This is a genomic window from Lonsdalea populi (genome assembly GCF_015999465.1).
Taxonomy (GTDB): domain Bacteria; phylum Pseudomonadota; class Gammaproteobacteria; order Enterobacterales; family Enterobacteriaceae; genus Lonsdalea; species Lonsdalea populi.
Map to the genome: position 1 here is coordinate 1303863 of NZ_CP065534.1, position 23543 is coordinate 1327405.

General features: G+C 55.9%; 17 protein-coding genes and 1 pseudogene. 15 read left to right on the plus strand and 3 right to left on the minus strand.

Annotation, left to right across the window (positions count from 1 at the left end):
• The first annotated feature begins 71 nt into the window (after positions 1-71).
• From I6N93_RS05820 to I6N93_RS05850, 7 genes are all read left to right on the plus strand, one after another.
• Complete coding sequence (locus tag I6N93_RS05820; RefSeq protein ID WP_085685482.1) at positions 72-1238, plus strand: nucleotide sugar dehydrogenase; 1167 nt, start codon at positions 72-74, stop codon at positions 1236-1238.
• Positions 1239-1313: 75 nt separating this feature from the next.
• Complete coding sequence (locus tag I6N93_RS05825) at positions 1314-2219, plus strand: sugar phosphate nucleotidyltransferase (RefSeq protein WP_085685480.1); 906 nt, start codon at positions 1314-1316, stop codon at positions 2217-2219.
• A 167-nt stretch (positions 2220-2386) separates the two neighbouring features.
• Positions 2387-3793, plus strand: coding sequence for an NADP-dependent phosphogluconate dehydrogenase (gene gndA, locus I6N93_RS05830; RefSeq protein ID WP_085685479.1), 1407 nt, complete (start codon positions 2387-2389; stop codon positions 3791-3793).
• A 365-nt stretch (positions 3794-4158) separates the two neighbouring features.
• Entirely contained in the window at positions 4159-4410 is a 252-nt protein-coding gene (locus tag I6N93_RS05835) for a hypothetical protein (protein WP_112092373.1), read from the plus strand.
• Between the two features lie 183 nt (positions 4411-4593).
• On the plus strand, positions 4594-5169 hold the full coding sequence (locus I6N93_RS05840) for a YjbF family lipoprotein (RefSeq protein ID WP_309251255.1): 576 nt from the start codon (positions 4594-4596) through the stop codon (positions 5167-5169).
• 10 nt (positions 5170-5179) lie between these two features.
• A complete protein-coding gene (locus tag I6N93_RS05845) occupies positions 5180-5959 on the plus strand; it encodes a capsule biosynthesis GfcC family protein (protein WP_085685472.1) in 780 nt (259 codons plus the stop codon).
• The gene (locus tag I6N93_RS05850) at positions 5959-8103 is read left to right on the plus strand and encodes a YjbH domain-containing protein (RefSeq protein WP_085685469.1); all 2145 of its coding nucleotides are present in this window, start codon (positions 5959-5961) and stop codon (positions 8101-8103) included. The genes I6N93_RS05845 and I6N93_RS05850 overlap by 1 nt, the downstream gene beginning before the upstream one ends.
• 469 nt (positions 8104-8572) lie before the next feature.
• On the opposite strand, the gene I6N93_RS05855 is transcribed toward I6N93_RS05850, so the two are convergent.
• Positions 8573-9472 carry a VirK/YbjX family protein gene (locus I6N93_RS05855; protein ID WP_232100122.1) on the minus strand — a complete coding sequence of 300 codons (900 nt, stop codon included), beginning with the start codon at positions 9470-9472 and terminating at the stop codon, positions 8573-8575.
• A gap of 544 nt (positions 9473-10016) precedes the next feature.
• Here I6N93_RS05855 and I6N93_RS05860 point away from each other — a divergent pair.
• The 5 genes from I6N93_RS05860 (at position 10017) to I6N93_RS05880 (ending at position 16226) form a co-directional block, all read left to right on the plus strand.
• The gene (locus tag I6N93_RS05860) at positions 10017-11048 is read left to right on the plus strand and encodes a hemin-degrading factor (protein WP_085685462.1); all 1032 of its coding nucleotides are present in this window, start codon (positions 10017-10019) and stop codon (positions 11046-11048) included.
• Positions 11045-11863 (plus strand): heme/hemin ABC transporter substrate-binding protein, encoded by an 819-nt coding sequence (locus I6N93_RS05865; protein ID WP_085685460.1) that lies wholly within the window; start codon positions 11045-11047, stop codon positions 11861-11863. Before I6N93_RS05860 ends, I6N93_RS05865 begins: the two co-directional genes overlap by 4 nt.
• Before the next feature lie 14 nt (positions 11864-11877).
• A complete protein-coding gene (locus I6N93_RS05870; RefSeq protein WP_099017404.1) occupies positions 11878-12849 on the plus strand; it encodes a FecCD family ABC transporter permease in 972 nt (323 codons plus the stop codon).
• Positions 12842-13633: a heme ABC transporter ATP-binding protein gene (locus I6N93_RS05875; RefSeq protein WP_085685457.1), complete on the plus strand. Its 792-nt coding sequence runs from the start codon at positions 12842-12844 to the stop codon at positions 13631-13633. Before I6N93_RS05870 ends, I6N93_RS05875 begins: the two co-directional genes overlap by 8 nt.
• Positions 13634-13793: 160 nt before the next feature.
• A complete protein-coding gene (locus tag I6N93_RS05880; protein WP_085685454.1) occupies positions 13794-16226 on the plus strand; it encodes a TonB-dependent receptor domain-containing protein in 2433 nt (810 codons plus the stop codon).
• 232 nt (positions 16227-16458) lie between these two features.
• On the opposite strand, the gene I6N93_RS05885 is transcribed toward I6N93_RS05880, so the two are convergent.
• The gene (locus I6N93_RS05885; protein ID WP_085685451.1) at positions 16459-17919 is read right to left on the minus strand and encodes an AMP nucleosidase; all 1461 of its coding nucleotides are present in this window, start codon (positions 17917-17919) and stop codon (positions 16459-16461) included.
• Between the two features lie 287 nt (positions 17920-18206).
• Here I6N93_RS05885 and I6N93_RS05890 point away from each other — a divergent pair, with 287 nt between their 5' ends.
• On the plus strand, positions 18207-19775 hold the full coding sequence (locus I6N93_RS05890) for a sensor domain-containing diguanylate cyclase (RefSeq protein WP_085685448.1): 1569 nt from the start codon (positions 18207-18209) through the stop codon (positions 19773-19775).
• A 349-nt stretch (positions 19776-20124) separates the two neighbouring features.
• Positions 20125-21718 (plus strand): annotated as a pseudogene (locus I6N93_RS05895) (methyl-accepting chemotaxis protein).
• A gap of 130 nt (positions 21719-21848) precedes the next feature.
• Here the strand turns inward: I6N93_RS05895 and I6N93_RS05900 are convergent.
• Positions 21849-22769 (minus strand): DMT family transporter, encoded by a 921-nt coding sequence (locus tag I6N93_RS05900; protein WP_085685445.1) that lies wholly within the window; start codon positions 22767-22769, stop codon positions 21849-21851.
• Between the two features lie 237 nt (positions 22770-23006).
• On the opposite strand from I6N93_RS05900, the gene I6N93_RS05905 reads away from it, so the two are divergent.
• Positions 23007-23504: an Lrp/AsnC family transcriptional regulator gene (locus tag I6N93_RS05905; RefSeq protein ID WP_085685442.1), complete on the plus strand. Its 498-nt coding sequence runs from the start codon at positions 23007-23009 to the stop codon at positions 23502-23504.
• Positions 23505-23543 lie beyond the last annotated feature (39 nt).

Consider the following 23543-nt stretch of genomic DNA (forward strand, 5'->3'; position numbering starts at 1 on the left):
GTTTTCACTGCCCACGGCCATTTCTTCTGTGATTTTAGTTATATGCCACGTTGGATGAGTGTGATTTGAAAATGAAAATTGCGATTGCAGGTACCGGCTACGTCGGCTTGTCGAATGCGATGCTGCTGGCGCAGCACAATGAAGTGGTTGCGCTGGATATCGTTGCCGAGAAGGTCGACATGCTCAACAAAGGTGTTTCACCTATCGTCGATAAAGAAATCGAAGATTTCCTGCGTAACCCGGCGCTCAATTTCCGGGCCACGCAGGACCCCGCTGCGGCTTATCAAGACGCTGATTTCGTCATCATCGCCACCCCGACGGATTACGATCCCAAGACTCACTACTTCAACACCAGTTCGGTCGAAGCGGTCATTCGTGATGTGCTGGCGCACAATTCTGAGACGGTGATGATCATCAAATCGACCGTGCCCGTCGGCTACACCCGTCAGCTGCGGGAAGCGTTCGAGACCGACAACATCATCTTCTCGCCGGAATTCCTGCGGGAAGGCAGGGCGCTGTACGATAACCTGTACCCTTCGCGTATCGTCATCGGCGAACGTTCAGAGCGGGCGGGAACCTTTGTCAATCTGCTGGTGGAAGGCGCGATTAAAACCGACATCCAGGTGCTGTTTACCGACTCCACCGAGGCCGAGGCCATCAAGCTGTTTGCTAATACCTATCTGGCGATGCGCGTGGCGTACTTCAACGAGCTGGACACCTATGCTCAGACGCTAGGGCTCGACAGTAAGCAGATCATTGAAGGCGTCGGGCTGGATCCGCGTATCGGCCAGCACTACAACAATCCTTCGTTCGGCTACGGCGGTTACTGCCTGCCGAAAGATACCAAGCAGCTGCTGGCTAACTATGAAGCGGTACCCAACAACCTGATCCGTGCGATTGTGGATGCCAATACCACGCGTAAAGATTTCATCGCCGATGCGGTGATCAAGCGCAATCCTACCGTCGTGGGCGTCTACCGTCTGGTGATGAAAAGCGGTTCGGACAACTTCCGCGCCTCGGCCATTCAGGGCGTGATGAAGCGCATTAAGGCAAAAGGGATCGAGGTCGTGGTTTTCGAGCCTGCGCTGAAAGAAGACAACTTCTTCCACTCCCAGGTCATCAAGGATCTGGATGAGTTCAAGCAGATTTCCGACGTGATCCTTTCCAACCGCATGGCACCGGAATTGTCTGATGTTGTGGAAAAAGTCTTTACCCGCGATCTCTTTGGCTCAGATTAGGTATAAGGTTAAGAGAGTGTGTGGCACGGATAGGGAAGTGCCACGGAAATGGCTGACTGTTTAAGAGAGCGATAGATGACGACATTAAAAGCAGTGATTCCCGTTGCCGGGCTGGGTATGAACCTGTTGCCGGTAACCAAGGCAATTCCTAAAGAGATGCTGCCGCTGGTGGATCGCCCGGTAATTGAGAAAATCGTAAAAGAGTGCGCAAACGCGGGCATTAAAGAGATCGTGCTGGTGACGCACGCATCCAAAAATGCCATCGAAAACCATTTCGATACGTCGTTCGAGCTGGAATCCCTGCTGGAAGAGCGCGCCAAGCGTCAGCTGCTGAAAGAAGTGCAGGCCATCTGCCCGCCGGGCGTGACCATCATGAACGTGCGGCAGGGGCAAACGCTCGGGTTGGGGCATGCGGTTTCCTGCGCCTATCCTATTGTGGGCAATGCCCCGTTCGTGGTCGTCTTACCCGACGTCGTGCTGGATGAAAGCACGGCGGATCAGTCGACGGAAAACTTGGCCCGCCTGGTGGCGCGCTTCGAAGAGACCGGTCACAGCCAGGTTCTGGTGAAGCATCGTCCGTATGAAGCGCTGCCGGAATACTCGGTGGTCGAGTGCGAACAGCCGCTGACCCAGCCGGGCGCGACGTCGGCTATCACGTCGATGATTGAAAAGCCCAAGCTGGCGCGTGTGGAGGGTTCGGACCTGTCTGCGGTTGGCCGCTATGTGCTGACGGCGGACGCCTGGCCTATCATCAACAACATTCTGCCGGGCGCCTGGGGCCGTATTCAGCTGACGGACGCGATTGCCGAGCTGATCAAAACTCAACAGGTGGATGCGGTAGAAATGGCCGGACGCAGCTTCAACTGTGGTCGTAAGCTCGGCTACGCTCAGGCCTTCGTCTCCTACGGATTGCGCAATCCGGATCTGGGCAAGACGTTCAAGAAAAATATCGAAAAGCTGCTGGCTAAGCACTCGGCCTGACGACAGCTTCCCGCCCGAGCCTGTTTTATGCCGGGCGGTACCCTATCCTATCGAACCAATAACTACCCACTCGAGAAGAGCTGAGTTACCATGACAGCCGCTTTTGATTGCCTGTGGCGCGTCAGCCACGACCCGGGTAGGTTACCCTTCAAACAGGAGTTGCTTTAATGTCCAAACAGCAAATTGGCGTTGTCGGTATGGCGGTAATGGGGCGCAATCTGGCGCTGAACATTGAAAGCCGTGGCTACACCGTCTCCGTCTTTAACCGTTCTGCTGATAAAACCGATGAGGTGATTGCAGAAAATCCCGGTAAAAAGCTGGTGCCTTGCTACACCGTTCAGGAATTCGTTGAATCCCTGGAGAAGCCGCGTCGTATCCTGTTAATGGTCAAAGCGGGTGAAGCTACGGATAAAACCATCGCTGCTCTCAAACCCTATCTGGAAAAAGGTGACATACTGATAGACGGTGGCAACACCTTCTACAAAGACACCATCCGTCGTAACCGTGAACTGTCCGCCGAAGGTTTCAACTTTATCGGCACCGGCGTTTCCGGCGGCGAGGAAGGCGCGTTGAAAGGCCCGTCCATCATGCCTGGCGGTCAGAAAGAGGCTTATGAACTGGTTGCGCCTATTCTGGAAAAAATCGCCGCGCGCGCGGAAGGCGAAGCCTGTGTGACCTATATCGGCGCCGACGGCGCGGGCCACTACGTAAAAATGGTGCACAACGGCATTGAATACGGCGACATGCAGCTGATCGCGGAAGCCTATTCCCTGTTGAAGCAGGCGCTGAACCTGAGCAACGAAGAACTGGCGAACACCTTTTCCGAATGGAATAAAGGCGAACTGAGCAGCTATCTGATCGAGATCACCGCCGACATTTTCACCAAAAAGGATGAAGACGGAAAATATCTGGTCGACGTTATTCTGGATGAAGCAGCGAACAAAGGCACCGGTAAATGGACGAGCCAGAGCTCCCTGGACCTGGGCGAACCGCTGTCGCTGATCACCGAGTCCGTCTTCGCTCGCTACCTGTCTTCGCTGAAATCTCAGCGCGTTGCCGCGTCTAAAGTGCTGTCCGGTCCCGCCGCTCAGGCCTTTTCCGGCGACAAGGCGGAGTTCGTCGAGAAAGTGCGCCGCGCCCTGTATCTGGGCAAAATCGTCTCTTATGCGCAGGGCTTCTCTCAGCTCAAAGCGGCGTCAGATGAGAACAACTGGGATCTGAACTACGGCGAAATCGCCAAGATCTTCCGCGCGGGCTGCATCATCCGCGCCCAGTTCTTGCAGAAAATCACCGACGCTTACGCGCAGAATGCGGCCATCGCCAACCTATTGCTGGCGCCGTACTTCAAGCAGATTGCGGACGAATACCAGCAGGCGCTGCGTGACGTGGTCGCCTACGCCGTACAGCATGGTATCCCGGTTCCGACCTTCTCGGCGGCTATCGCCTATTACGACAGCTACCGTTCTGAAGTGCTGCCGGCGAACCTGATTCAGGCGCAGCGTGACTATTTCGGCGCCCACACCTACAAACGCACGGATAAAGAAGGCGTATTCCACACCGAATGGTTGGACTAAACGCTGCGTTGATACTTTCCAGCCGGGCGTCTACCGCCCGGTTGTTTCACTTTTTGTCATACCCTTCGTTTCTTATCGGACAGCTCCGAAAAAATAATACGCAGTAAAACTAATAAGCGAAATGTCATTCCCTTCCTGTATGTTGTTAACAAGTATCTCTATTTTTGTGTTTATTGAATTCAAGGCTGCGCAGTTGTTACATGCATCATGATGTAACGTCGTTTTCATTATGGTGATCTCCCCCGAGTTTAAGGACAGTGAATGCCCGATTTGGCTGAGAAATCAGCTGAAAAGTAGGGCAGGAAAGGCCATGAGTTGGGTCTTCTCCTGTCCTGAAGTACTTCCCAGGAAAGAAGGAAATTGTGATGAAAAAAACGTTAATGACTGCGGTACTGGCCTTGGCCATGTCCTCCAGTGCATATGCGGCCGTGGGCGAATTGCTCGGTGGCGCGGGCGGCTCAGGCGCCGCTTCCGCTGCCGTCGGTACGTCTACGGTGGTCGGTGTCGGCGTAGCGGCGGCTGCCGTTGCTGCCGCTACCGTGGCGGCTGCGAATGATAGCAGCACGTCCAACAGCACGGGCACCAGTACCTCAACAGTCACATCAACCCAGGGTTAATGGGCTTGAGATAACAATAAGGCCACTTAGGTGGCCTTTCTTTTGCTTCAGGGGATTCAGGCGAGAACCAGAGCGATGATAAAAATTCTATCAGGTAGCAGAACCCGTGCGCTGATTGCTGTTCCACTTTTTTCTTTAATGTTGACGGGGTGTTCGCAACAATTCGCTTTGTTGGGCCAAACGATGAAGCTGGCCGTCTGGGGACAGAGCGACACCGACCTCACGCCGCAGCAGGTGGCGAAGGTGCCGTATGCTTCCGCCTATATCAAGGTCGGCGAAGCCCCGCGCGCCTTTATGGTGCTGGCGTTTGCCGATAACGGGCAATTGAAGTGGGTCGCGGCGGACAAAAATCTGGTCGCGACGCATGCCGGACGGGTGGTGAAAACGCAGGGGTTCGGCGAAGACATCCAGCATGTCGCCAATCAGGAGCAGGATCCGTTGTTTCTGGGCCTGCTGAAGCCGGAAACGCCGAAGCGCTGGCGCACCGAGGTCAGTTGGTCGCAGGTGATGCGGGGCAGTTATGAACTGAACTCTTCGTTCGAAAACCGCGGCCGCGAGCCGTTGGTTATCCTCGGCAGAACCTACCAAACCGTGCGTTTCGATGAGCTCGTGACCGTTCCCGCGTTGAACCAACGTTATACCAACCAGTATTGGCTGAATGCGAGCACCGGTCAGGTGATACAGAGCCGTCAATACATGGGGCCGGATATGGCGCTGGTTCAGTTTACCGCTTTGAAATCCTACGCTCAGTCACTGTAAGGACGCTTCTATGTTGCTACACAATCGGCTGGCCGCCATGCTGTTATTGATGACCGGAACGGTGGGCGCGGCGCAGCTTACGGTAAAATATGGCGATCGCACGTTGGACCCCGTGGTGCTGGAAGACGGCGTTCGCCTGGATCAGTTTTATGCTAAAACGCCTTTCCCCGCAGACGTCAACTGGCAGAACGCGTTGATCGCTAACTCAGCGATGACGTCCAGCGTGGCCGCGCAAGGCCAGACGTTGCAGGATCACCTCTATCGCCTGCAACTGTGGTGGCGCGATCGTGGTGAGGGTGACTACGCCATTGCAGCCTGGTATGTCGCGCAGGCGCTCAAGCAGGTGCCTATCGCAGGCCGAATACCGGCGGCGCTCGACCCAGACCGGGTGCGCCTGAGTCTACAGAGCAATCGTCCGCTGGTCGGAGACTATCAGCTCTATCTCGCCCCCTATTCCAAACAGCTGTTCCTGTTCGGCCTGATTCGGACGGACATCGATATCGGTACGGCTCAGGTATTCAAAGATCTTCCGCTGCGCGCCGGCTGGTCGGTTGAAAACTATATTCAGGGCCGACGTGTTCTTCCCGGCGGCGATAAAAACACGGGGTATCTGATTTCAGGGGCGGGAACGTGGCGCAAGGTGCCGCTGGCGATATGGAATCGTCAACATATCGAACCCGCTGCGGGCGAAACGCTGTTTATCGGCTTTGATCCCGCGATTTTGCCTGGAGAGATGTCCTCTGTTAACGAGCAGATTGCCGATTATCTTGCGAACCGGATCCCACACTAATGGCTAAAAACAACACTCTCAGACTGAATTGCCTCTCTCTGGCGGTCGGCAGCGTTTTCAGCACGTCGGCGTTGGCGGATGCGGCAGACTCGACTCGTCAAATACCCGAGGTCACCAACCAAAATCATTACTACCAGCCCGCTGGCGTGTCTCAGACCGACTTTGGCGGCGTGGGCCTATTGCAAATGCCGACCGCGCGCATGGCCGAAACCGGCGAGTTCAGCGCTAGCTATCGCGATAACGATCAGTACCGACGCTACGCCGTTTCGTTACAGCTGCTCGACTGGCTGGAAACGACGGTGCGCTATACCGACATTCGTACCCGGCTTTACAGCGCCGATCCCAACTTCAGCGGATCGCAAACCTATAAAGACAAAGGGTTCGACGTTAAGGCGCGACTGTGGAAAGAAGATCGCTGGTTGCCTCAGGTGTCTTTGGGGCTGCGCGATATCGCGGGGACCGGCCTGTTCGACAGTGAATATCTGGCGGCCAGCAAACGCTGGGGACCGTTCGATCTGACGCTGGGCCTCGGCTGGGGAAATATGGCCCAGAGCGGCAATATCACCAACCCCGCCTGTAAGCTGAAGGAGAGTTTCTGTCAGCGCACCCGTTCTACGGATACCGGACAGTTTGAGGTGAACAACCTCTTCCACGGGCCGGCGGCGATCTTCGGCGGTATAGAATATCAGACGCCGTGGGACCCGCTGCGTCTGAAGCTGGAGTATGACGGCAACGACTACAGCGATGAAGCCGCAGACCGCGGACGTAGAGAGCGTATCAAGCAGGATTCGCCGATCAACGTGGGCATGGTCTATCGGATCGGCGATATTCTGGATACCTCACTGTCCTGGGAGCGGGGCAACACGTTGATGTGGGGCTTCACGCTGCGCACCAACTTTAATGAGCTGAGACCGCATTTTGTCGACGATGCGCCGCCAGTCTATGCGCCGGTCAGCAACCTGCAAGGTGGGACGGACTGGAAACGGGTGGCGAAAGAGCTGGATGAGAAGGCCGGCCTCGGCCAGCCGGATATTTATGCGGACGACAAGCAGGTCACCGTCGTCAGCCCGCAGTACAAATATCCGGACGGCACCGAGTTCAGCCGCCGGGCGGCCACCGTACTCGCTAATCATGTGCCGGACAGCGTCAGTGAATATCACATCGTCAGGGAAAACCGCCATCTGCCGACTGACAGCACCCGCGTTGACGCGAACGCGTTTCGTCAGCTGCAAACGGCGTCGACGCCTCTGGGGCAGCCGGAGCCGAATGCCTTTGCTGCGGAGCCGGTAGCGCCTCCGCGCGGTCACGAAGTGCTGCATACCCAGCCCAAGCGGTTGACGTACTCCCTGGCGCCAGCGCTGTCGCAGTCCATCGGGGGGGCGGAGTCGTTCTATATGTATCAGGTTTCGGCTAACGCCAACGCGGATCTGTACCTCTCCGACCACTGGAGCATGGGCGGAACGGTCAACGTTAACCTGTTCAATAACTACGACAAGTTCAACTATACAACGCCGCCTCAGGACACCAAGCTGCCGCGCGTCCGCACCTGGATACGTGAGTACGTCACTTCGTCCGATGTGTTGCTGACCAATCTCCAACTGTCGCGCACCGATCATCCGGCGCGGGACTGGTACACGCAGGTCTACGGCGGCTATCTGGAGATGATGTATGCCGGCGTCGGCGGCGAAATGCTGTATCGGCCCTATGGAAAAAGCTGGGCCGTCGGGCTGGATGTCAACTACGTCAAGCAACGTGACTGGAACGATACGATGCGCCTCGGGGACTACAGCGTGGCCACCGGCCATCTGACCACCTACTGGGCGTTGCCGTTCATTAAAGGCGGGCTGGCGAAAATCAGCGTCGGTCGCTATCTGGCGGGAGATAAAGGCGTTACCGTCGATCTGTCTCGCCGATTTGACAGCGGTATTGTTGCGGGCGCCTTTGCGACAAAAACCAACGTCAGCGCCAAAGAGTATGGGGAAGGGAGCTTTACCAAAGGATTCTATGTCTCCATACCGTTCAATCTCCTCTTCACGTCGCCGACGACGAACCGGGGTTCGGTAGGCTGGGTGCCGCTGACGCGTGATGGCGGCCAGATGCTGGAGCGTCGTAACGTGCTCTACAACGTCGTGGAACAGCCATAAGCCCGCGAGTTGACTTCTCGGCGGATGAAAGGCGGATGGAGGGGTAACGCTTTATCCGCCTTTGCCGTTTATAGTGCGTCCGTTGCTAAAACCGTATAACCGGCAGCCTGTTTTTCGGGGAATAATGTAAGGAAATTGTTTGTTTGGTGAGGATGAAACGTAAATAGTCTAACCCATTATTAATAGGCAGGTTTTTAAGAATAAGGCGCTTGTTGGCCGGGGGCCGGCTTCACTATGATTCGGCAAAACGGTAGTCAGATGAGGTTAAAAATGAAACGTGTATTAAAACTGGCAAGTTTACTGGCGCTGCTAACAACTTTGAGCGGCTGCCTCTTCCCACCCCCGTGGGGGGGCGGTCACGGCGGCGGTGGTCATGGCGGCGGCCCTCATTTCCAGGATCCTAGAGGTTAAGAACGTCATGACGCCAGTAAAAGCTGGCGTAACGTCGACTGATTCGACATTCATTTTTTCAGGTCAGTGCTTTTGCACTGGCTTTTTTTATGGGCGGTCGATCCGGATGATTCGCTCTGCCAGCCGTTTCAGCGCTGAGATTGTTCGCCAGCTGCGTATGCAGGTTATCGATCAGCTGATAGCGACGCTTGTACTGCGCGCGCTTATTACTGGGCAATTCATCCAGTGGTTTACGGGCGATGTGCAGCGGCAGCCGGTAGAGGCTGTCGTGCGTGGGGACGGCGTCCAGCGAGGTCCAGAACGCGTCGTAGCTGCAAAGCAGCACCTTTTTTTTGCTGCGATGATAGCGCTGACTCTGATAAACATGGCTGCTATCGCCTACCGCCAGCACGCGGCGAATCCCGGCGAAATTGGCTAACATCAGTAGGCTTTCAACCAACAACCGTTTGGGGAACAAACCGTGGCAGGCTTTTGTCGCCTGCTTGATCCGATCTCGGGTTGTTTGCTTGCCTTTACCCTGCAGGCCGCCAATGACGATGGCGGGTTGACCCATGATATTAACGATACTGAATGATAATGAGAGCAGCGGCGTCTCCTCCATCCCTATCTGCAGGGTCGTTTCGCCCTCCTTGTCATAACGCCACACGCTGCTGACGATGGCGAATTTCTCGCCCTCTTTACCGTAAAATTCGGCCAGACGGCAGGGCGATTCGCTCAAAAATGCATCATGCAGACGTTGCGAAGACAGGCTTTCCACGAAGGTATAGTGGTGGCAAATCGCTTTAGCCCGCTCGGTCGCATTGAGCCCGACATGCAGATAAGGGCGATGAATTTTCGTAGGCAGACAGGGATGCCTTTTAATTAATCTCTGCATACAAGGCATGGCGCATATCCCGCCCAGAAAGTAGTAGGTTGGGAATGGCAGCATTAGCGAGCGCAACAAAAATTTCGCTTTCATCTTATTCTCAAACCCTATTTTTTCAGACTGGAAATGACCGCTCAATAGCTGAAAAAACAGCGACGCTCTGGATGTTTTTTTCATATGCTCCACGCAGAATTAACGAATTTTCGTCATATTTTTAGAAAAACAAGGCGATAGACTTATTCTCCCAAAATATAAATAGGGGGTGGGAGATGATAATAAAAATATCAGCCCGTTTTCAGCAGGTTAATAGCAATGACAATGATGAAGTATAAGAGCAATAAATAATGAATAAATATATTCCGAGTTATAGTTCATTTTCGTTGAGACGTTATTTATAAGATAAAAAAATAATGCGGTTTTGGGGGAGGCGTTTATTTTTTATTTAATCAGCTCATCCGATTATTGATGAGTTTATCGGAGATAACCCCTTGATTAAATGTGGAATTAAGGTGTCTTCATGCAGTCAATATTGGCTTGTCAAAAGTTTAGTCCAATGGTAATAGTTATCATTACCGTCGGTGTCGTCACCTAAAACAATCCTGCCAAAAGACAGTGCGAATGTCGGAGCTTTCTACTCATGAAATACGATTATCAACATTATCTGCAACTTAAAGAGCAGCATCCTAAAAAATACGCGCGTGAACTGGCCCAGTTGATGAATATCAGCGAAGCGGAGCTCTCTTACCTGCGCGTGGGTCACGAAGCACGTCGGCTGATCGATGAACCGCGTCACATTCTGGCGGCGCTTGAAGGCGTGGGGGAGACGAAATCCATCACGCGGAACGAATATGCCGTGCATGAGCAGATCGGGTTTTATCGCAATCAACGCATTGGCGGACACGCGGGAGTGGTGCTGAATCCACGTGGTCTGGACTTGCGTGTGTTCCCCGAACAGTGGGCCAGCGTGTTTTTCTTTATCGAGCAGACCGCGCGCGGCGAGCGCCAAAGTATTCAGTTCTATGACCGTCAGGGCGACGCCGTATTAAAGGTTTATGGCACGGAGCACACCGACTGGACGGCATGGCAGGAAATGGTCGAGCGTTTCACCGCCTCCGACAATGCGCCGTTGGCGCTCACGCCTTATTCCTCACCCGCGTCTGACGTCGTCGTCGATGCCGCGCGGCTGGAACAAGCGTGGCGGGAGATGCAAGACGTGCATGAGTTTTTCCCACTGCTGAAACGGCACAATCTGACGCGTCAGCAGGCTTTCCGCCACGTGAGCGACGATCTGGCCTGTAGGGTGGACAATCAGGCGCTGGTGACGTTGCTGAATGCAGCGCATCAGGACGGCAACGAAATCATGATCTTTGTCGGCAATCGAGGCTGCGTTCAGATCTTTACCGGCGTGATTGAGAAAGTGGTGCCGATGGACCACTGGCTAAATGTCTTCAACGCCGCATTCACTCTGCACTTGCAGGGCAACACTATCGCGGAAAGTTGGGTCACGCGTAAGCCCACGCGCGACGGTGTCGTCACCAGTCTGGAACTGTTCGCCGCCGATGGCACGCAGATTGCGCAGCTGTTTGGTCAGCGCACGGAAGGGCAGCCGGAGCAGGTACAGTGGCGTCGGCAGGTGTCATCGCTGATGACGCCGGGAGCCGTAGCATGAAGAAAATCCTTCTGACGCTGGCGCTATTCCTGCCGTTCTCGCTGCTGGCGGCGACGCGGCTGGTGACCATTGGCGGCGACGTCACGCAAATTGTCTTTGCTCTGCAGGCGGGCGGCGATGTGATCGCTCGCGACAGCACCAGCCTGCATCCGAAAGAAGCGCTGGCGCTGCCGGATGTCGGCTACATGCGGCAGCTGAATGCGGAAGGCGTGTTGGCGATGACGCCGACGCTGGTTCTCGCCAGCGAGCTGTCCCGGCCTTCCGCCGCGATGGAGCAGATTGCGAAAAGCGGCGTGAAGGTAGTGACCGTGCCCGCCGGACAGAATGTGGCGAGCATCGCCGCCAAGATCTCGGTTATCGCCCAGGCGTTAGGGAAGGAGAAAGAAGGGCAGGCATTGGTGCAGCAGGTGAATCAGCAACTCGCCGAGCTGCCGACGAAACCCCTGCCCGTCAAGGTCCTGTTCATTCTGAGCCATAGCGGCATGTCGGCGATGGGCGCCGGGCAGAACACGGCGGCGGACGCCGCGATCCGCGCGGCAGGGCTGCAAAATGCCATGCAGGGATTCAGCCGTTATCAGCCGTTATCTCAGGAAGGGGTGGTCGCCAGCCGGCCGGACTGGGTGGTCATCAGCCGTCAGGGCGTGAAAACCCTCGGCGGCGAAGCCAGTATCTGGCAGTTGCCCGGTCTGGCGCTGACGCCGGCGGGCCAACACAAGCGTCTGCTGGTCGTCGACGACATGGCGATGCTGGGATTCGATCTGGATACGCCAGCGGCGCTGTTGCGTCTGCGTAACGCGGTGGAAGCGCAGCCGTGAGGTTTAATCCCTCGATGACGCTGCTGCTTATGGCAGCGTCCGCCGGACTGCTCACGATTATCGCGGCGAACATCGGCGCCATGCCGATCACGCTGTCGGAACTGATGACGTCGTCGTCGGAGAGCCTGCCGTGGCAGGTCTGGTTTAACATCCGTCTGCCGCGCGTGCTGTTGGCCGTGCTGGTCGGCGTCGCGCTGGCGCTTTCCGGTGCGGCGATGCAGGGGCTGTTTCGCAATCCGCTGGCGGATCCCGGACTGCTCGGCGTCAGCAGCGGCGCCGCGCTGGGCGTCGGCCTGTCCGTGGTGTTTCCCCTCGCATTACCGGCGATGGTGGCGCTGTACTGGCCGATGCTGGCGGCGTTTGTGGGCAGCGCCGCGATCATGCTGCTGCTGTTTGCGCTCAGCGTCTCCGCCGGCAGTCCGCTTTCTCGTCTGCTGCTGGCGGGGATTGCCATCAACGCGCTGTGCAGCGCGGCGACAGGCGTGCTGTCATGGATCAGTAATGACCAGCAGCTGCGCCAGCTGTCTTTGTGGGGGATGGGCAGTTTGGGACAGGCCCAGTGGTCGATGGTCATTGTGGTCGCGACGCTGGTGCTGCCCTGCGCCGGATGTTTGCAGCGGTTGGCCCGGCGTCTCAACCTGCTCCAACTGGGCGACGAAGAGGCGCACTACCTGGGCGTCGACGTTCGCCGGACGCGGCGGCAGGTGGTGATCCTAAGCGCCGTGCTGGTCGCGGCCGCCGTGGCGGTCAGCGGCATTATCGGGTTTGTCGGTCTGGTGATGCCCCATCTCATCCGTATCACGCTGGGCGCGGATCATCGATGGCTGCTGCCCGGATCGGCGCTGGGCGGCGCGCTCCTGCTGCTGCTGGCCGATACGCTGGCGCGGACAATGGTGGCTCCGGCGGAAATGCCGGTGGGGCTGTTGACCAGCCTGGTGGGCGGCCCGTGGTTTTTATGGCTGATTCTGAGGCGTAAACATGGCTGAGACGGGGGAACTGTGCTTAACCGCTCACAACGTCAGCTACCGTTTGGGCGGCCGACAGCTGTTGTCCAACGTGTCGCTGACGTTGACGCCGGGCGAATTGACGACGGTGATCGGCCCTAACGGCGCCGGTAAGTCGACGTTGCTGCGCCTGCTGACGGGCTTTTTTTCTCCACTCGGGGGTGAGTGCAGACTCAACGGTCGCCCGCTGGCGGAATGGACGCCGAACATACTGGCCCGTCAGCGTGCGGTAATGCGGCAGGACAGCGTGCTGCAGGCTCAATTTCGGGTGGAAGACGTCATCGCGATGGGGCGTTCGCCGTGGCCGTCAGGCGCGAGTGAGCGGGTGTTGGACGAGATGATGGCGTTGACCGATTGTGAGACGCTGCGCGGTCGGCTTTATCCGCAGCTGTCCGGCGGCGAACAGCAGCGGGTGCGGCTGGCACGGTCGCTGGCGCAGCTGTGGCGGCCTGATGGTATAGCCGGGTGGCTGTTTCTGGACGAGCCGACGTCGGCGCTGGATTTGTATCACCAACAGCAGCTGCTTCGTCTGCTGAAAACGCTGACCTCGACGGGAAAGCTGGCGGTGTGCTGCGTATTGCACGATCTGAATCTGGCTTCGTTATGGTCGGATAAGATAGTACTGCTGCACGACGGCAGGATCGTGGCGGAAGGCGTGCCGGAGGGCGTTATCACCCAGTCGGCGATAGAACGTTGGTATCACGCCGACGTCGTTGTCAGCCCTCACCGTGAAACCGCAGCGCCGCAGGTTTCTCTGCGGCGTTGAATCGGAATGGGAATATCGTTGGATGGATTATCGGACGGGGTGCCGGCTAAGGCAGAAACGCTGAGCTGACCGCGCCGTTATAACTACAAAAACAATAAGCAAATACTGCAAAGCAATGAGTGAGCAAGAATATAACGATTTCAACATTTGAGGTTTCAGTATGTTCTTGCATACAAAAGAAAAACATCTCTCAGGTTCAATCCGGCTTATCCTGACGGGCGTATTGACCGGCACGACGTTTAACACGCTGGCCGCGCTATCGGATAACGACGATAAAACGCAGGCTGCCAAGAAAGCGCAGACCACCTCTGCCACTCTGGCAGCGACGGATTCCGCTGCCACGCTGCGGGACGACAATCCGGGCGAGCAGATTACGGTGATTTCTGCACCCGTCGACACCAAGGCGGGGAGCCGCGTCACGTTGGACGCCGGCGAATTACAGAAGAACGGCGGCCATGATTTCGGCACGATCATGCGCTATCAGCCGCTGGTCAGCGCCACCAGTTCCAGTTCGGGTTCCGGCAACGGCAAGAGCGGATTCGACCGCTCCGGCTACACCGGCTATAACATTCGCGGCCTCGAAAGCAACCGCGTCGCCATCGACGTGGACGGCATCCCGTTGCCCAACGCCACCGCGCGCAGCTATGCCGGACGCGCCGGGTTGAATACGTTCGGGATCGGTCGTGATTACATCGATCCGTACATGTACGGCTTGGTGACTATCGATCAAGGGGCGACGAGCATCGAGCGCGCCAATAACGCTATCGGCGGCGCGGTCTCCTTCCGCCCTAAATCGCCGGACCAATACCTGTCGTCGTCAAAACACACCTATTTCGGCTATCAGAGCGACTATGACTCGTCCAATCGCAGCTGGCACAACGGCATCACGGCGGCGGCCGGCGATGAGACGCTGCGCGGTATCGTCGTGATCAGCCGTCGCGACGGTCAGGAAACCCAGAATAATAGCGGCGTGCTGTCTGCTTATCCGATGAACTGGCACTCCACGTCGGTAATGACGTCGGGGATTTGGCAGGCGAACGATCAGAACCGCTTCACCGGCACGCTGGAGTACTACACCAAGACGTCCCATTCGAACTACGATTCCTGGAGTGCTACGGGAAATTCGATTTTAGGCAACGCGCAGCAGGACAGCGACACCCGCCGCTGGAGCAGCAGTCTGCGTCATAACTGGACGGCGTCCTCGGTGGATTCATGGATAGACGCCATCGACTCGCGCATCTACTACCAGAACGCCCAAACCCAAGACGAAACCTACATGCCGCTGACCGCCCGCAGTATGTATACGGTCAATTCTGACTACAACGTCGATACCTACGGCGCGGAAACCACCATGATGAAAACGTGGGGTATGCATCAGTTCAACTGGGGCTTTAACGTCCAGCAGTCCGATACCCAGCGTCCGTTCACTCAAAATCCCGCACAGACCACGTACTACGCCATCATGCAGCCGGAAGCGGACAGCCGCACGGATGGCCTGGGCGGGTTCATTCAGGACCGTATGGAGATGGACGTCGCAGGCAAAACGCTGTCGATCACGCCCGGAGTGCGCGTCGCCTATCAGCGGACTAAACCGCAGAATCTGAGCAGTCTGACCGACAACAGCACGGCGATCACGACGGAAGATGTCGAAAAGCTCTATGGCACCTACAGCGACACACAGGTCTTGCCGTCTCTGAGTCTTGAGTATGCGCTGACGCCGCGTTTGACCAGCTACATTCAGTACAAGCGCGGCGCGCAGTTCCCGGATGCCAGCCAGCTGTACGGATCGTGGGGGCTGGGCTCGTCCTACGCGGGAGCGTCGCAGTATGCGCTGATCGGCAACAGCGAGCTGAACACGGAAACCAGCAACAACTATGAGTTGGGCCTGAAAGGAGAAATGACCGAAGGGGTGACCTTCCGCTCAGCGCTGTTCTACAACACTTATAAGAACTTTATCGCCTATACGCGTTATACCCGAGCGAATAACCCTGACCAGTTCTCCAACGTGCCGTCGAATATCAACATTGCCTACCAGTCAGAAAACCGCGACAAAGCCTTCATTTACGGCGCGGAGTTCAGCAGCAAAGTGCAGTGGGGAACCTGGTTCGACGCGCTTCAGGGACTAAGCACTACGCTGGCGGTCGGCTATAGCGAAGGGCAGTCCAAGTCCAGCTACGCCGGCGACAAATATATCGACCTCGATAGCGTTGCGCCGATGAAAGCGGTGGTAGGGCTGGGCTGGGATGCGCCGGATAACCGCTATGGCGCGGCGCTGACGGCGACGTTCCAGAAAGGCAAACAGGCGACGGCGACCAACCGTGAGACCTACACCAATTCGGGCATGGCCATCGCCGATTCCACGACCGAGTATATGCGTGTCCCCGGTTACGGCCTGGTGGATCTGACCGCCTACTGGCGTGTGACGCCGACCATCAAACTCAGCGGCGGCGTCTACAACCTGACCGACCGTAAATACTGGGATTATCTGAGCAGCCGTCAGTTGACCAGTGCCAACAATCAGGACGCCTATGACCAGCAGTTGGCCGTGATGCCGGGCAGAACGTTCCAACTGGGCGTCAACGTGGACTTCTAATCCGCATTGAGCGTCATGTGTCCTGTCTGCGGACATTGGCCGAGATACGGTCCCGACCCCGGCGAAAGCCGGGGTTTTCTTTTTGAGCAATAACCGGGCGGCCTCCGAAACGAAGGGGCGCGTCCATTGGCTGGGGAGGGGCGAAGAGAAGAGCGGGTGAAACCGGAGCAATAAAAAAGGAGCCGCTGGCGGCCCCTTGCTGATTTGGGCAGGACTGACACCGCCGCGCGGATCAGCGGAACGGCGGCTCGTTGAAGGTACGCAGCTTGCGGGAGTGTAGCTGATCGACTTCCGATCGCAGCAGATCGACCGCGCAGATGCCGATCTGCAGATGCTCGGAAATTGCGCCTTCATAAAAGCGGTTGGCCTGTCCGGGCAGTTTGATCTCGCCGTGCAGCGGTTTGTCGGACACGCAAAGCAAGGTGCCGTAAGGCACGCGGAAACGGTAACCCTGTGCGGCGATCGTCGCGCTTTCCATGTCCACCGCGACGGCGCGGCTTAGGTTGAAGCGCCGGGCCGAGACGGAATAGCGCAGCTCCCAGTTACGGTCATCCGTCGTGACGACCGTACCGGTACGCAGGCGTTGTTTCACCTTCTCGCCGGGCATGCCGCTGACGATCTTGGTGGCGTCGTAAAGCGCCCGTTGCACTTCGGCGATGCTGGGGATCGGAATGTCCGACGGCAGAACGGAGTCGAGCACATGGTCGTCGCGCAGATAGGCGTGAGCCAGCACGTAATCACCGATGGACTGGCTTTCTCGCAGACCGCCGCAGTGGCCGATCATCAGCCATGCGTGTGGACGCAGAACGGCCAGATGGTCGCAGATGGTTTTCGCGTTGGACGGACCGACGCCGATATTCACCAGCGTAATCCCGCGACCTTGGCGAGAAAGCAGGTGGTAGGCGGGCATCTGGTGATTTTTCCAGGCCAGATCGGATCCCGCCTGCTCGGGATTGCGCGTTTCCGCCGTGGTGTAGCTGCCGCCGGCGCAGGACAGCGCGTAATAAGGGCTGTTTTCATCCGCGATTTGTTCGCAGGACCAGCGCACAAACTCATCCACATAGCGGGTGTAGTTGGTGAACAAGATGAAAGGCTGGAAGTGCTCGACCGGCGTGCCGGTGTAATGTCTAAGGCGGGCCAGTGAAAAGTCGGTCCTTAGCGCATCAAAGTGGGAGAGCGGAAAATTTTCTTTGGATTGATGAAACAGGCCGTCTGCTGTTTCATCGCCGATTTGCGCCAGTTCGGTCGTGGGGAAATACTGCGCCAGCCCGGCGCTCATCGAGCGGTTCAGCCCCAGATTCGCGCCATCGATAACGTAAGGATAGGGAATTTCCTGCTGCGAAGGCACGACTTCGATCGTCGCGGCGTATTCTTTTTCCAGAATCTCCAGCTGTTCGGACAGATAGCCGCGAAACAGGGCGGGGCGGGTGAGGGTGGTGCTGTAGCAGCCGCCGTGCGTCAGCCGACCATAGGCACGGGTTTTGTTCTCAGAGGGAGAGCGTCCATCCCAGCTGACGCGCAGCTCAGGATAAACAAAAAGACCTTTGGCGTGAGCCGAGGCGTCCGGCAGCGTGCCTTCGTCGATAAAAGCGCTAATCGCCGTGCGCAGCGAGGCGACCGCGTCGTCGTATAGGGTTTCCAGTTTGTCGAGCGCTTCGCTGGCCGTGAGGCCGGCAGCGGATGCTTTACTCATCTTTTCTCCTTGGTTTGCCGGGCGCAACGGCGTCCGGCGAAATGTGGCGTGGTTATCGCAACGGCAGGTCACGCGGCGCTATGTCATAAACTATGCTAATCCTGATGTAATGAGTCTATACGAGGATCGTCGTCTTTTGTATGCGCACCCGACTCGGGCCTTGCTTCAGGACGCCGGTATGGCGGAATGATGCGCCGTCAGTTTGAGCGGGTACACAACAACGATGCGATTTAGTAGGATGTGGCCGCATGAACGCCTTCAGGCGGTTCATGCTTTCAGGAAAACGTATGCTGTATAAATCTTTTGTTTCATTCGCTCTTCGCGGACTGCGTCGTCTCTCAGGAAAAAACAACCCTTCTGCACCGGGAAAAACCATGATTGGTTTCCTGGTGGTGAGTTTCGTCGTATTAGCCACGACCAACGGGTGGAACTTCTGGCAGTCCTATCATCGGCAGGTGTTGGACGTCGAGCAGGATGTCGTCAATCTTTCGGTCATTTTGTCGCGTCAGGCGGAAGACACCTTTCTGCCGATAGAGCTGGCCATCATCGACACTATGCGTGAGATCCACGGTGATATTAATTCGTTGAATTCTGAGAAGATTACCGCCGTGCTCGAGTCTCACCGTGTTCTGCTCCCGCAGATTATCGGACTTTATCTGTTCGACGATAAAGGCAACCTGATTGCCTCGACCGGGCAGCTTTCCCGCTTTGTTTACAATGCGTCCAAGCGCAGCTACTTCATCTGGAATAAAAACAATGCCAGCGAGGATCTGTTCATCGGTCAGCCGCGCATCAGCGTGATCTCGGGAAAATCCGTTATTCCGGTATCGAAGCGAATCAGCGGCAAAAACGGCGAGTTCAAAGGCGTGTTTCTGGCGTCCGTCGATCCCACTTATTTTGGTCGTTTTTACAGCTATTTCAGCCTGAATTACGACTCTATTCTCTCTTTACTGCATGTTGACGGTTCCCCGTTGTACGTTTATCCGGACGCACAAAAAACGTTGATAGAGAAGTACTCAACGGGAGCATTGGCGGAGAAAGCGCTGAAAAGCAACTCCGTCGGCGTGGGCACCTGGCATACCCCGTTCGATGGCCAGACGCGTATTGTGGGTTACGTTAAACTCAAAAGGTATCCGCTGATCGCGGCAGCCAGCATGAATAAAAACGAGCTGCAACGGCGCTGGATGGCGGACAATATCGTCGCGACGGCCGTCAACTTTTTAGTCCTGGTCTCTCTGGTGTTACTGGGGACTTATGTCCTTAAACAAATCCGCATTACGGTGCGTAATAAAGAGATGCTTTCTATGATGCATCGGGAGGTCGAAGACCAGAATCAGGTGCTACAGGAGCTGGCGCTGATCGATCCGCTGACCCAACTGGCAAACCGTCGACGGTTCGATCTCTATCTGGAGCAGTGTCTGACTGCGGCGAGAGCCGAGGGCGGCGACGTGGCGCTTGTCATGATCGATGTCGACTTTTTCAAACGCTTCAACGATACCTATGGTCACATTGAAGGCGATCGCTGTCTGGCCGAAATCGGTCTCATTCTTCGTTCGCTCTCACTGCCGTCCGGTGCACAGTCTGCGAGATACGGCGGAGAAGAGTTTTCTATTATTTTGCCAGGGCTTTCCGGCCGGCAGGCGGAGCTTGTGGGCAATGAGATGGTTGAAGCGATGAGAACGCGGGCTATCGAGCATCAGGGCTCTCAGCTGCCGCAGAAAATTGTTACGGTCAGTGTCGGTGTCTATTCCTACTCGTCTAAACATCCTGTGGATGCGCAACGTTTAAAAGAGGGCGCGGATCAGGCCTTGTACCTGGCAAAGAAAAAAGGGCGCAATCAATGCATTCGACTCTAATAATATTCAGTGCATGGAACCGATCTCGTGTGAAATATAAACGATACAATCGCTAATACGGAATAAAGCATTATTTGGTGAGTAATAATTTGGAGGCTTTCTATCTCGCGCGGAAAATATTTTGTCGCATTTTTTCATTGTGTTTTTTTTATTTTCCTCACTCCACGGTGTATTCAGCCGTTTTTAAATTTTATGGTTTATTGTCCTGTTTTTGTCCTTATTGCTAGAGGTAAAATTCATTATTTGATGTTTTGATGTGATAAATGTTTTTGTTTTAAGAGGTTGTTAAAGATCTAAACAACCTAGTCGATAGGGCTAAGAATATTGATAGTAACCAGGGATTTTAAAAATGTACGAACGAATTAAGATTCGAAGTGGGCTATATGCCGTCATCGCCATATTCTTTATATTATTATCCGCGCTATGTGGTTTTAGTCTTTTTTCCTCTGTCCAGAGCAATAGTTCTATTCAGAAAGTGGATACTATTCAGGGCGATCAGGTCATTCCGCTCTCTTCTACCTACACGGATTTACTGAGCGCCCGGCTCCTGTCGATGAATATTGCCTCATCCATCGAGAGAAAAGAGCAGACCGATATCATTTCCCCCTATTTGAAAAAACTCGGTATGTATGTCGACAAAGCCAAGTCGACGATGGCAGACCTGCGTAAAACGCCGGCGCTGACACCCGAGGGGCGTAAACTGCGTGCGGAACTGGACGCGGCATTCGATGACTACATATCTAACGCTATCGAACCGATGGTGGTTGCACTCAATCAAGGCAACGTTAGCCAGTTTTATGGCGAAATCGAACCGTTAGCTGCGGCGAAAGGTGAAGTCTTCCGGCAGGAGCTGATGAGCTTCATCGACTTTGCACAAACTGTCGGCAACAGTGAAATCTCGCGAGCGGCAAGCTTCTACAAAACCACTTTGTCTATTCTTATCGCCGCGTTTGTGGTGGTTCTGCTGCTGAGTATCTGCTCGATCCAGTTTATTCGTACCGTGGTGCTGTCGCCGGTTGAACGCGTTCGACACTATTTCGGCATGATGGAGGGCGGTTCTCTGACGCTGGACATCCCACCGCAGCACAATACCGAAATGGGCAACCTGCTCCAGTCGTTGAAAGACATGCAGGAGGCCTTCCGTAGAATCGTTGCTGATGTGCGCGACTCTTCGGCGGCCGTGGCCTCCGGCGCACAGCAGATTTCCGCGGCTAATCGCGACTTCTCTTCCCGCACGGAAGAGCAGGCGGCATCGGTTGAAGAGACCGCCGCGAGCATGGAACAACTGACGTCGTCAGTCCACGAAAACTCGGCGAATACTCAGCGCGCAATGGCGTTGACCGCAACGGTCGCTGAACTGGCGGAAAAGAATGCCAGCAACTTCGGCAAGCTCATCGCTCGCATCGACGGTATCGCCACCAGTTCGAACAAAATTAACGACATTATCTCTATCATGGACGGCATCTCGTTCCAGACCAATATTCTGGCGCTGAACGCCGCCGTGGAGGCTGCGCGTGCAGGTGAAGCAGGTAAAGGCTTCGCCGTGGTGGCCGCTGAGGTGCGTAATTTGGCGCAGCGCCGGTTCGGCTCGTGAAATCAAAACGTTGATTGAAGAGACGTCTAACGAAGTCTCGCAGGGCTCCAAAGTGGCGTCAGATTCGTCCGCAGATATGAATCTGCTGGTTGGCGAGATCAAAAAGGTTAACGAGTTCATGCAGGAAATATCCCTGGCCTCTTCCGAGCAGGCGAAAGGCATCGAACAGGTTAACGTGGCCATTACCCAACTGGAGCAGGTGGCGCAGCAAAACGCGGCGTTGGTTGAAGAGTCTGCCTCCGCCAGTGCGTCCCTCAACGACCAGGCGGTCAATCTGGACGAAACGATGGCGTTCTTTAAGCTGGATCGTCACGCGGCCGCATTGGGACATCACCCGTTGGATCGTTAAGTTCCGCGCCGCACGCCCCGCGTTGACAGACATGGGGTGTTAATCGCCAGCGTTATCACCAAGCCCGCCGCACTTATCGACGGGCTTCGTTGTTTTCAGCGTCAACGAAAAGTGTGCGCGATAGGCCTGTTCAGGCGGCGGGGACGTTAAGGCGAGGGGGAGGGCGAACGGTAGTGAACGTCACGCCCAGCAAGACGAGCGTGATCGCCGCCAGATGATAGAGGGCCAGTTGTTCCTGAAGGAATAACGAGGACAGCAGAAACGCGTACACCGGCACCAGATACATGGATGTGCTGGCTCGCGCCGCGCCAAGTAGGCTCACAATGCGTGAGTAGACGCTGTAGGCGGCGATACCGGCAACCAGCGCCAGAAACAGAATGGCGTACAGCAGATGCGCTGAGAACACCGGCGCGGCATGAGTCATGCGCCATTCCAGCGGCAGAAATGGCAGCAGCATGGCGGCGCTGCCGATAGCGATAATCCACAGCAGCACAAAAGCCGATACGGCAATCGGGCGCTGACGCAGCAGCGCGGTGTATCCGGCCCAGGCTGTCGCTGCGATAAAAGCGATGACATCGCCCCGATTGAATTTTAGCTGTAACAGATAAGCGACATTCCCCTCGAAAACCACCACGCAAATACCAAGGAAGGCGATGCTCGCGCCGATGAAGAAGTTGGCGTACAGCGGGATGCGCCACACAACACGCTCAATGACTGAAACCATGATCGGAGAGAGTGAAAACAGCAGCGCGATATGGCCTGCGCTGGTGTGATGAGCCGCGGCATATTGCGGCGCGACGCTGAGCACGCCGCCCAACAGAACGAGCAACGCGATATCTTTTCCTCGTCGGCGGAGCGTCGGCGCAGCCCGGCGCAAAGGCGACAGAATAAAAGGGAAAATGGCCACAGCGGCGATGAGCCATCTTGCAAAAGCCAGCGTGAGCGGCGGGATTTCAGGGCTGATCCAGCGTGCGACCACCATGTTGCCGGAGAATAACAGCGGAGCCAGCAGGAAAAGTCCCGGAACAATCAACATTGATATTTTATTCATTACCTTTCCCACCTATCACCTGCGAACATCAATCCAGAAAACGGGGCGCGATATTCCGCCGTGACGTTAAATCCACGCCTGAAGAGAGCCGGCCAGCGGACAAGCCCGCTGCTTTTTTCAGTATAAGGAGGGTTACCGCTAATAATTTCCTGCATTTCCTTTATTTATGCGTTAATTCGGTAGATATTTATGGTAATAATTAAAAATTAAGCATGCCTATGCTGTAGTAGGGAATCGATGGCAAATAAAGACAAAACGCTGGACATAATCGATAAGCGAATCTTATCGGCATTGCGACGTAATGGCCGCCTGACGGTGGCGGAATTGGCCGAAGAAGTCGGGCTTTCTTCGTCGCCCTGCTGGACGCGTCTCAAACGTCTGGAGTCGACCAAGGCGATTGAGGGATACGTGGCCGTCATCAATGCCAAGGCAGTAGGAGCATCGGAGGTCTTTTTTATTGAGATCACGCTGGATCATCACGATGATCGCATGCTGGAACAGTTCGGCCAGGCGCTGATGGATTTGCCCGAAGTGCTGGAGGCGCATTTGGTGACGGGAGATTATGACTATTTAGTGAAGATTGTGGTGGCCGACGCCGAGCACTACGAGCGGTTTCTGCGCCAGAAGCTGTACCGCGTCAAAGGGATCCGACACACTCGTTCGACGTTTGCGCTACGCACGCTGAAACGAGAGATCTCCGTCGATCCTTTGTTATTACCCACGGCTACGTCGTAGTCGGTACGACAAAAAAAGGGCGGCCTCATGGCCGCCCGT

Excerpts from the sequence above, each read along its gene's own strand:
- I6N93_RS05825 (WP_085685480.1), top strand. The coding sequence starts at position 1,314 with ATGACGACATTAAAAGCAGTGATTCCCGTTGCCGGGCTGGGTATGAAC.
- I6N93_RS05900 (WP_085685445.1), bottom strand. The coding sequence starts at position 22,769 with ATGAATAAAATATCAATGTTGATTGTTCCGGGACTTTTCCTGCTGGCT.
- I6N93_RS05870 (WP_099017404.1), top strand. The coding sequence starts at position 11,878 with ATGACGCTGCTGCTTATGGCAGCGTCCGCCGGACTGCTCACGATTATC.
- I6N93_RS05855 (WP_232100122.1), bottom strand. The coding sequence starts at position 9,472 with ATGAAAGCGAAATTTTTGTTGCGCTCGCTAATGCTGCCATTCCCAACC.
- I6N93_RS05840 (WP_309251255.1), top strand. The coding sequence starts at position 4,594 with ATGAAGCTGGCCGTCTGGGGACAGAGCGACACCGACCTCACGCCGCAG.
- I6N93_RS05850 (WP_085685469.1), top strand. The coding sequence starts at position 5,959 with ATGGCTAAAAACAACACTCTCAGACTGAATTGCCTCTCTCTGGCGGTC.
- I6N93_RS05875 (WP_085685457.1), top strand. The coding sequence starts at position 12,842 with ATGGCTGAGACGGGGGAACTGTGCTTAACCGCTCACAACGTCAGCTAC.
- I6N93_RS05835 (WP_112092373.1), top strand. The coding sequence starts at position 4,159 with ATGAAAAAAACGTTAATGACTGCGGTACTGGCCTTGGCCATGTCCTCC.
- I6N93_RS05860 (WP_085685462.1), top strand. The coding sequence starts at position 10,017 with ATGAAATACGATTATCAACATTATCTGCAACTTAAAGAGCAGCATCCT.
- I6N93_RS05865 (WP_085685460.1), top strand. The coding sequence starts at position 11,045 with ATGAAGAAAATCCTTCTGACGCTGGCGCTATTCCTGCCGTTCTCGCTG.
- I6N93_RS05905 (WP_085685442.1), top strand. The coding sequence starts at position 23,007 with ATGGCAAATAAAGACAAAACGCTGGACATAATCGATAAGCGAATCTTA.
- I6N93_RS05820 (WP_085685482.1), top strand. The coding sequence starts at position 72 with ATGAAAATTGCGATTGCAGGTACCGGCTACGTCGGCTTGTCGAATGCG.
- I6N93_RS05880 (WP_085685454.1), top strand. The coding sequence starts at position 13,794 with ATGTTCTTGCATACAAAAGAAAAACATCTCTCAGGTTCAATCCGGCTT.
- I6N93_RS05890 (WP_085685448.1), top strand. The coding sequence starts at position 18,207 with ATGCTGTATAAATCTTTTGTTTCATTCGCTCTTCGCGGACTGCGTCGT.
- I6N93_RS05885 (WP_085685451.1), bottom strand. The coding sequence starts at position 17,919 with ATGAGTAAAGCATCCGCTGCCGGCCTCACGGCCAGCGAAGCGCTCGAC.
- gndA (WP_085685479.1), top strand. The coding sequence starts at position 2,387 with ATGTCCAAACAGCAAATTGGCGTTGTCGGTATGGCGGTAATGGGGCGC.
- I6N93_RS05845 (WP_085685472.1), top strand. The coding sequence starts at position 5,180 with ATGTTGCTACACAATCGGCTGGCCGCCATGCTGTTATTGATGACCGGA.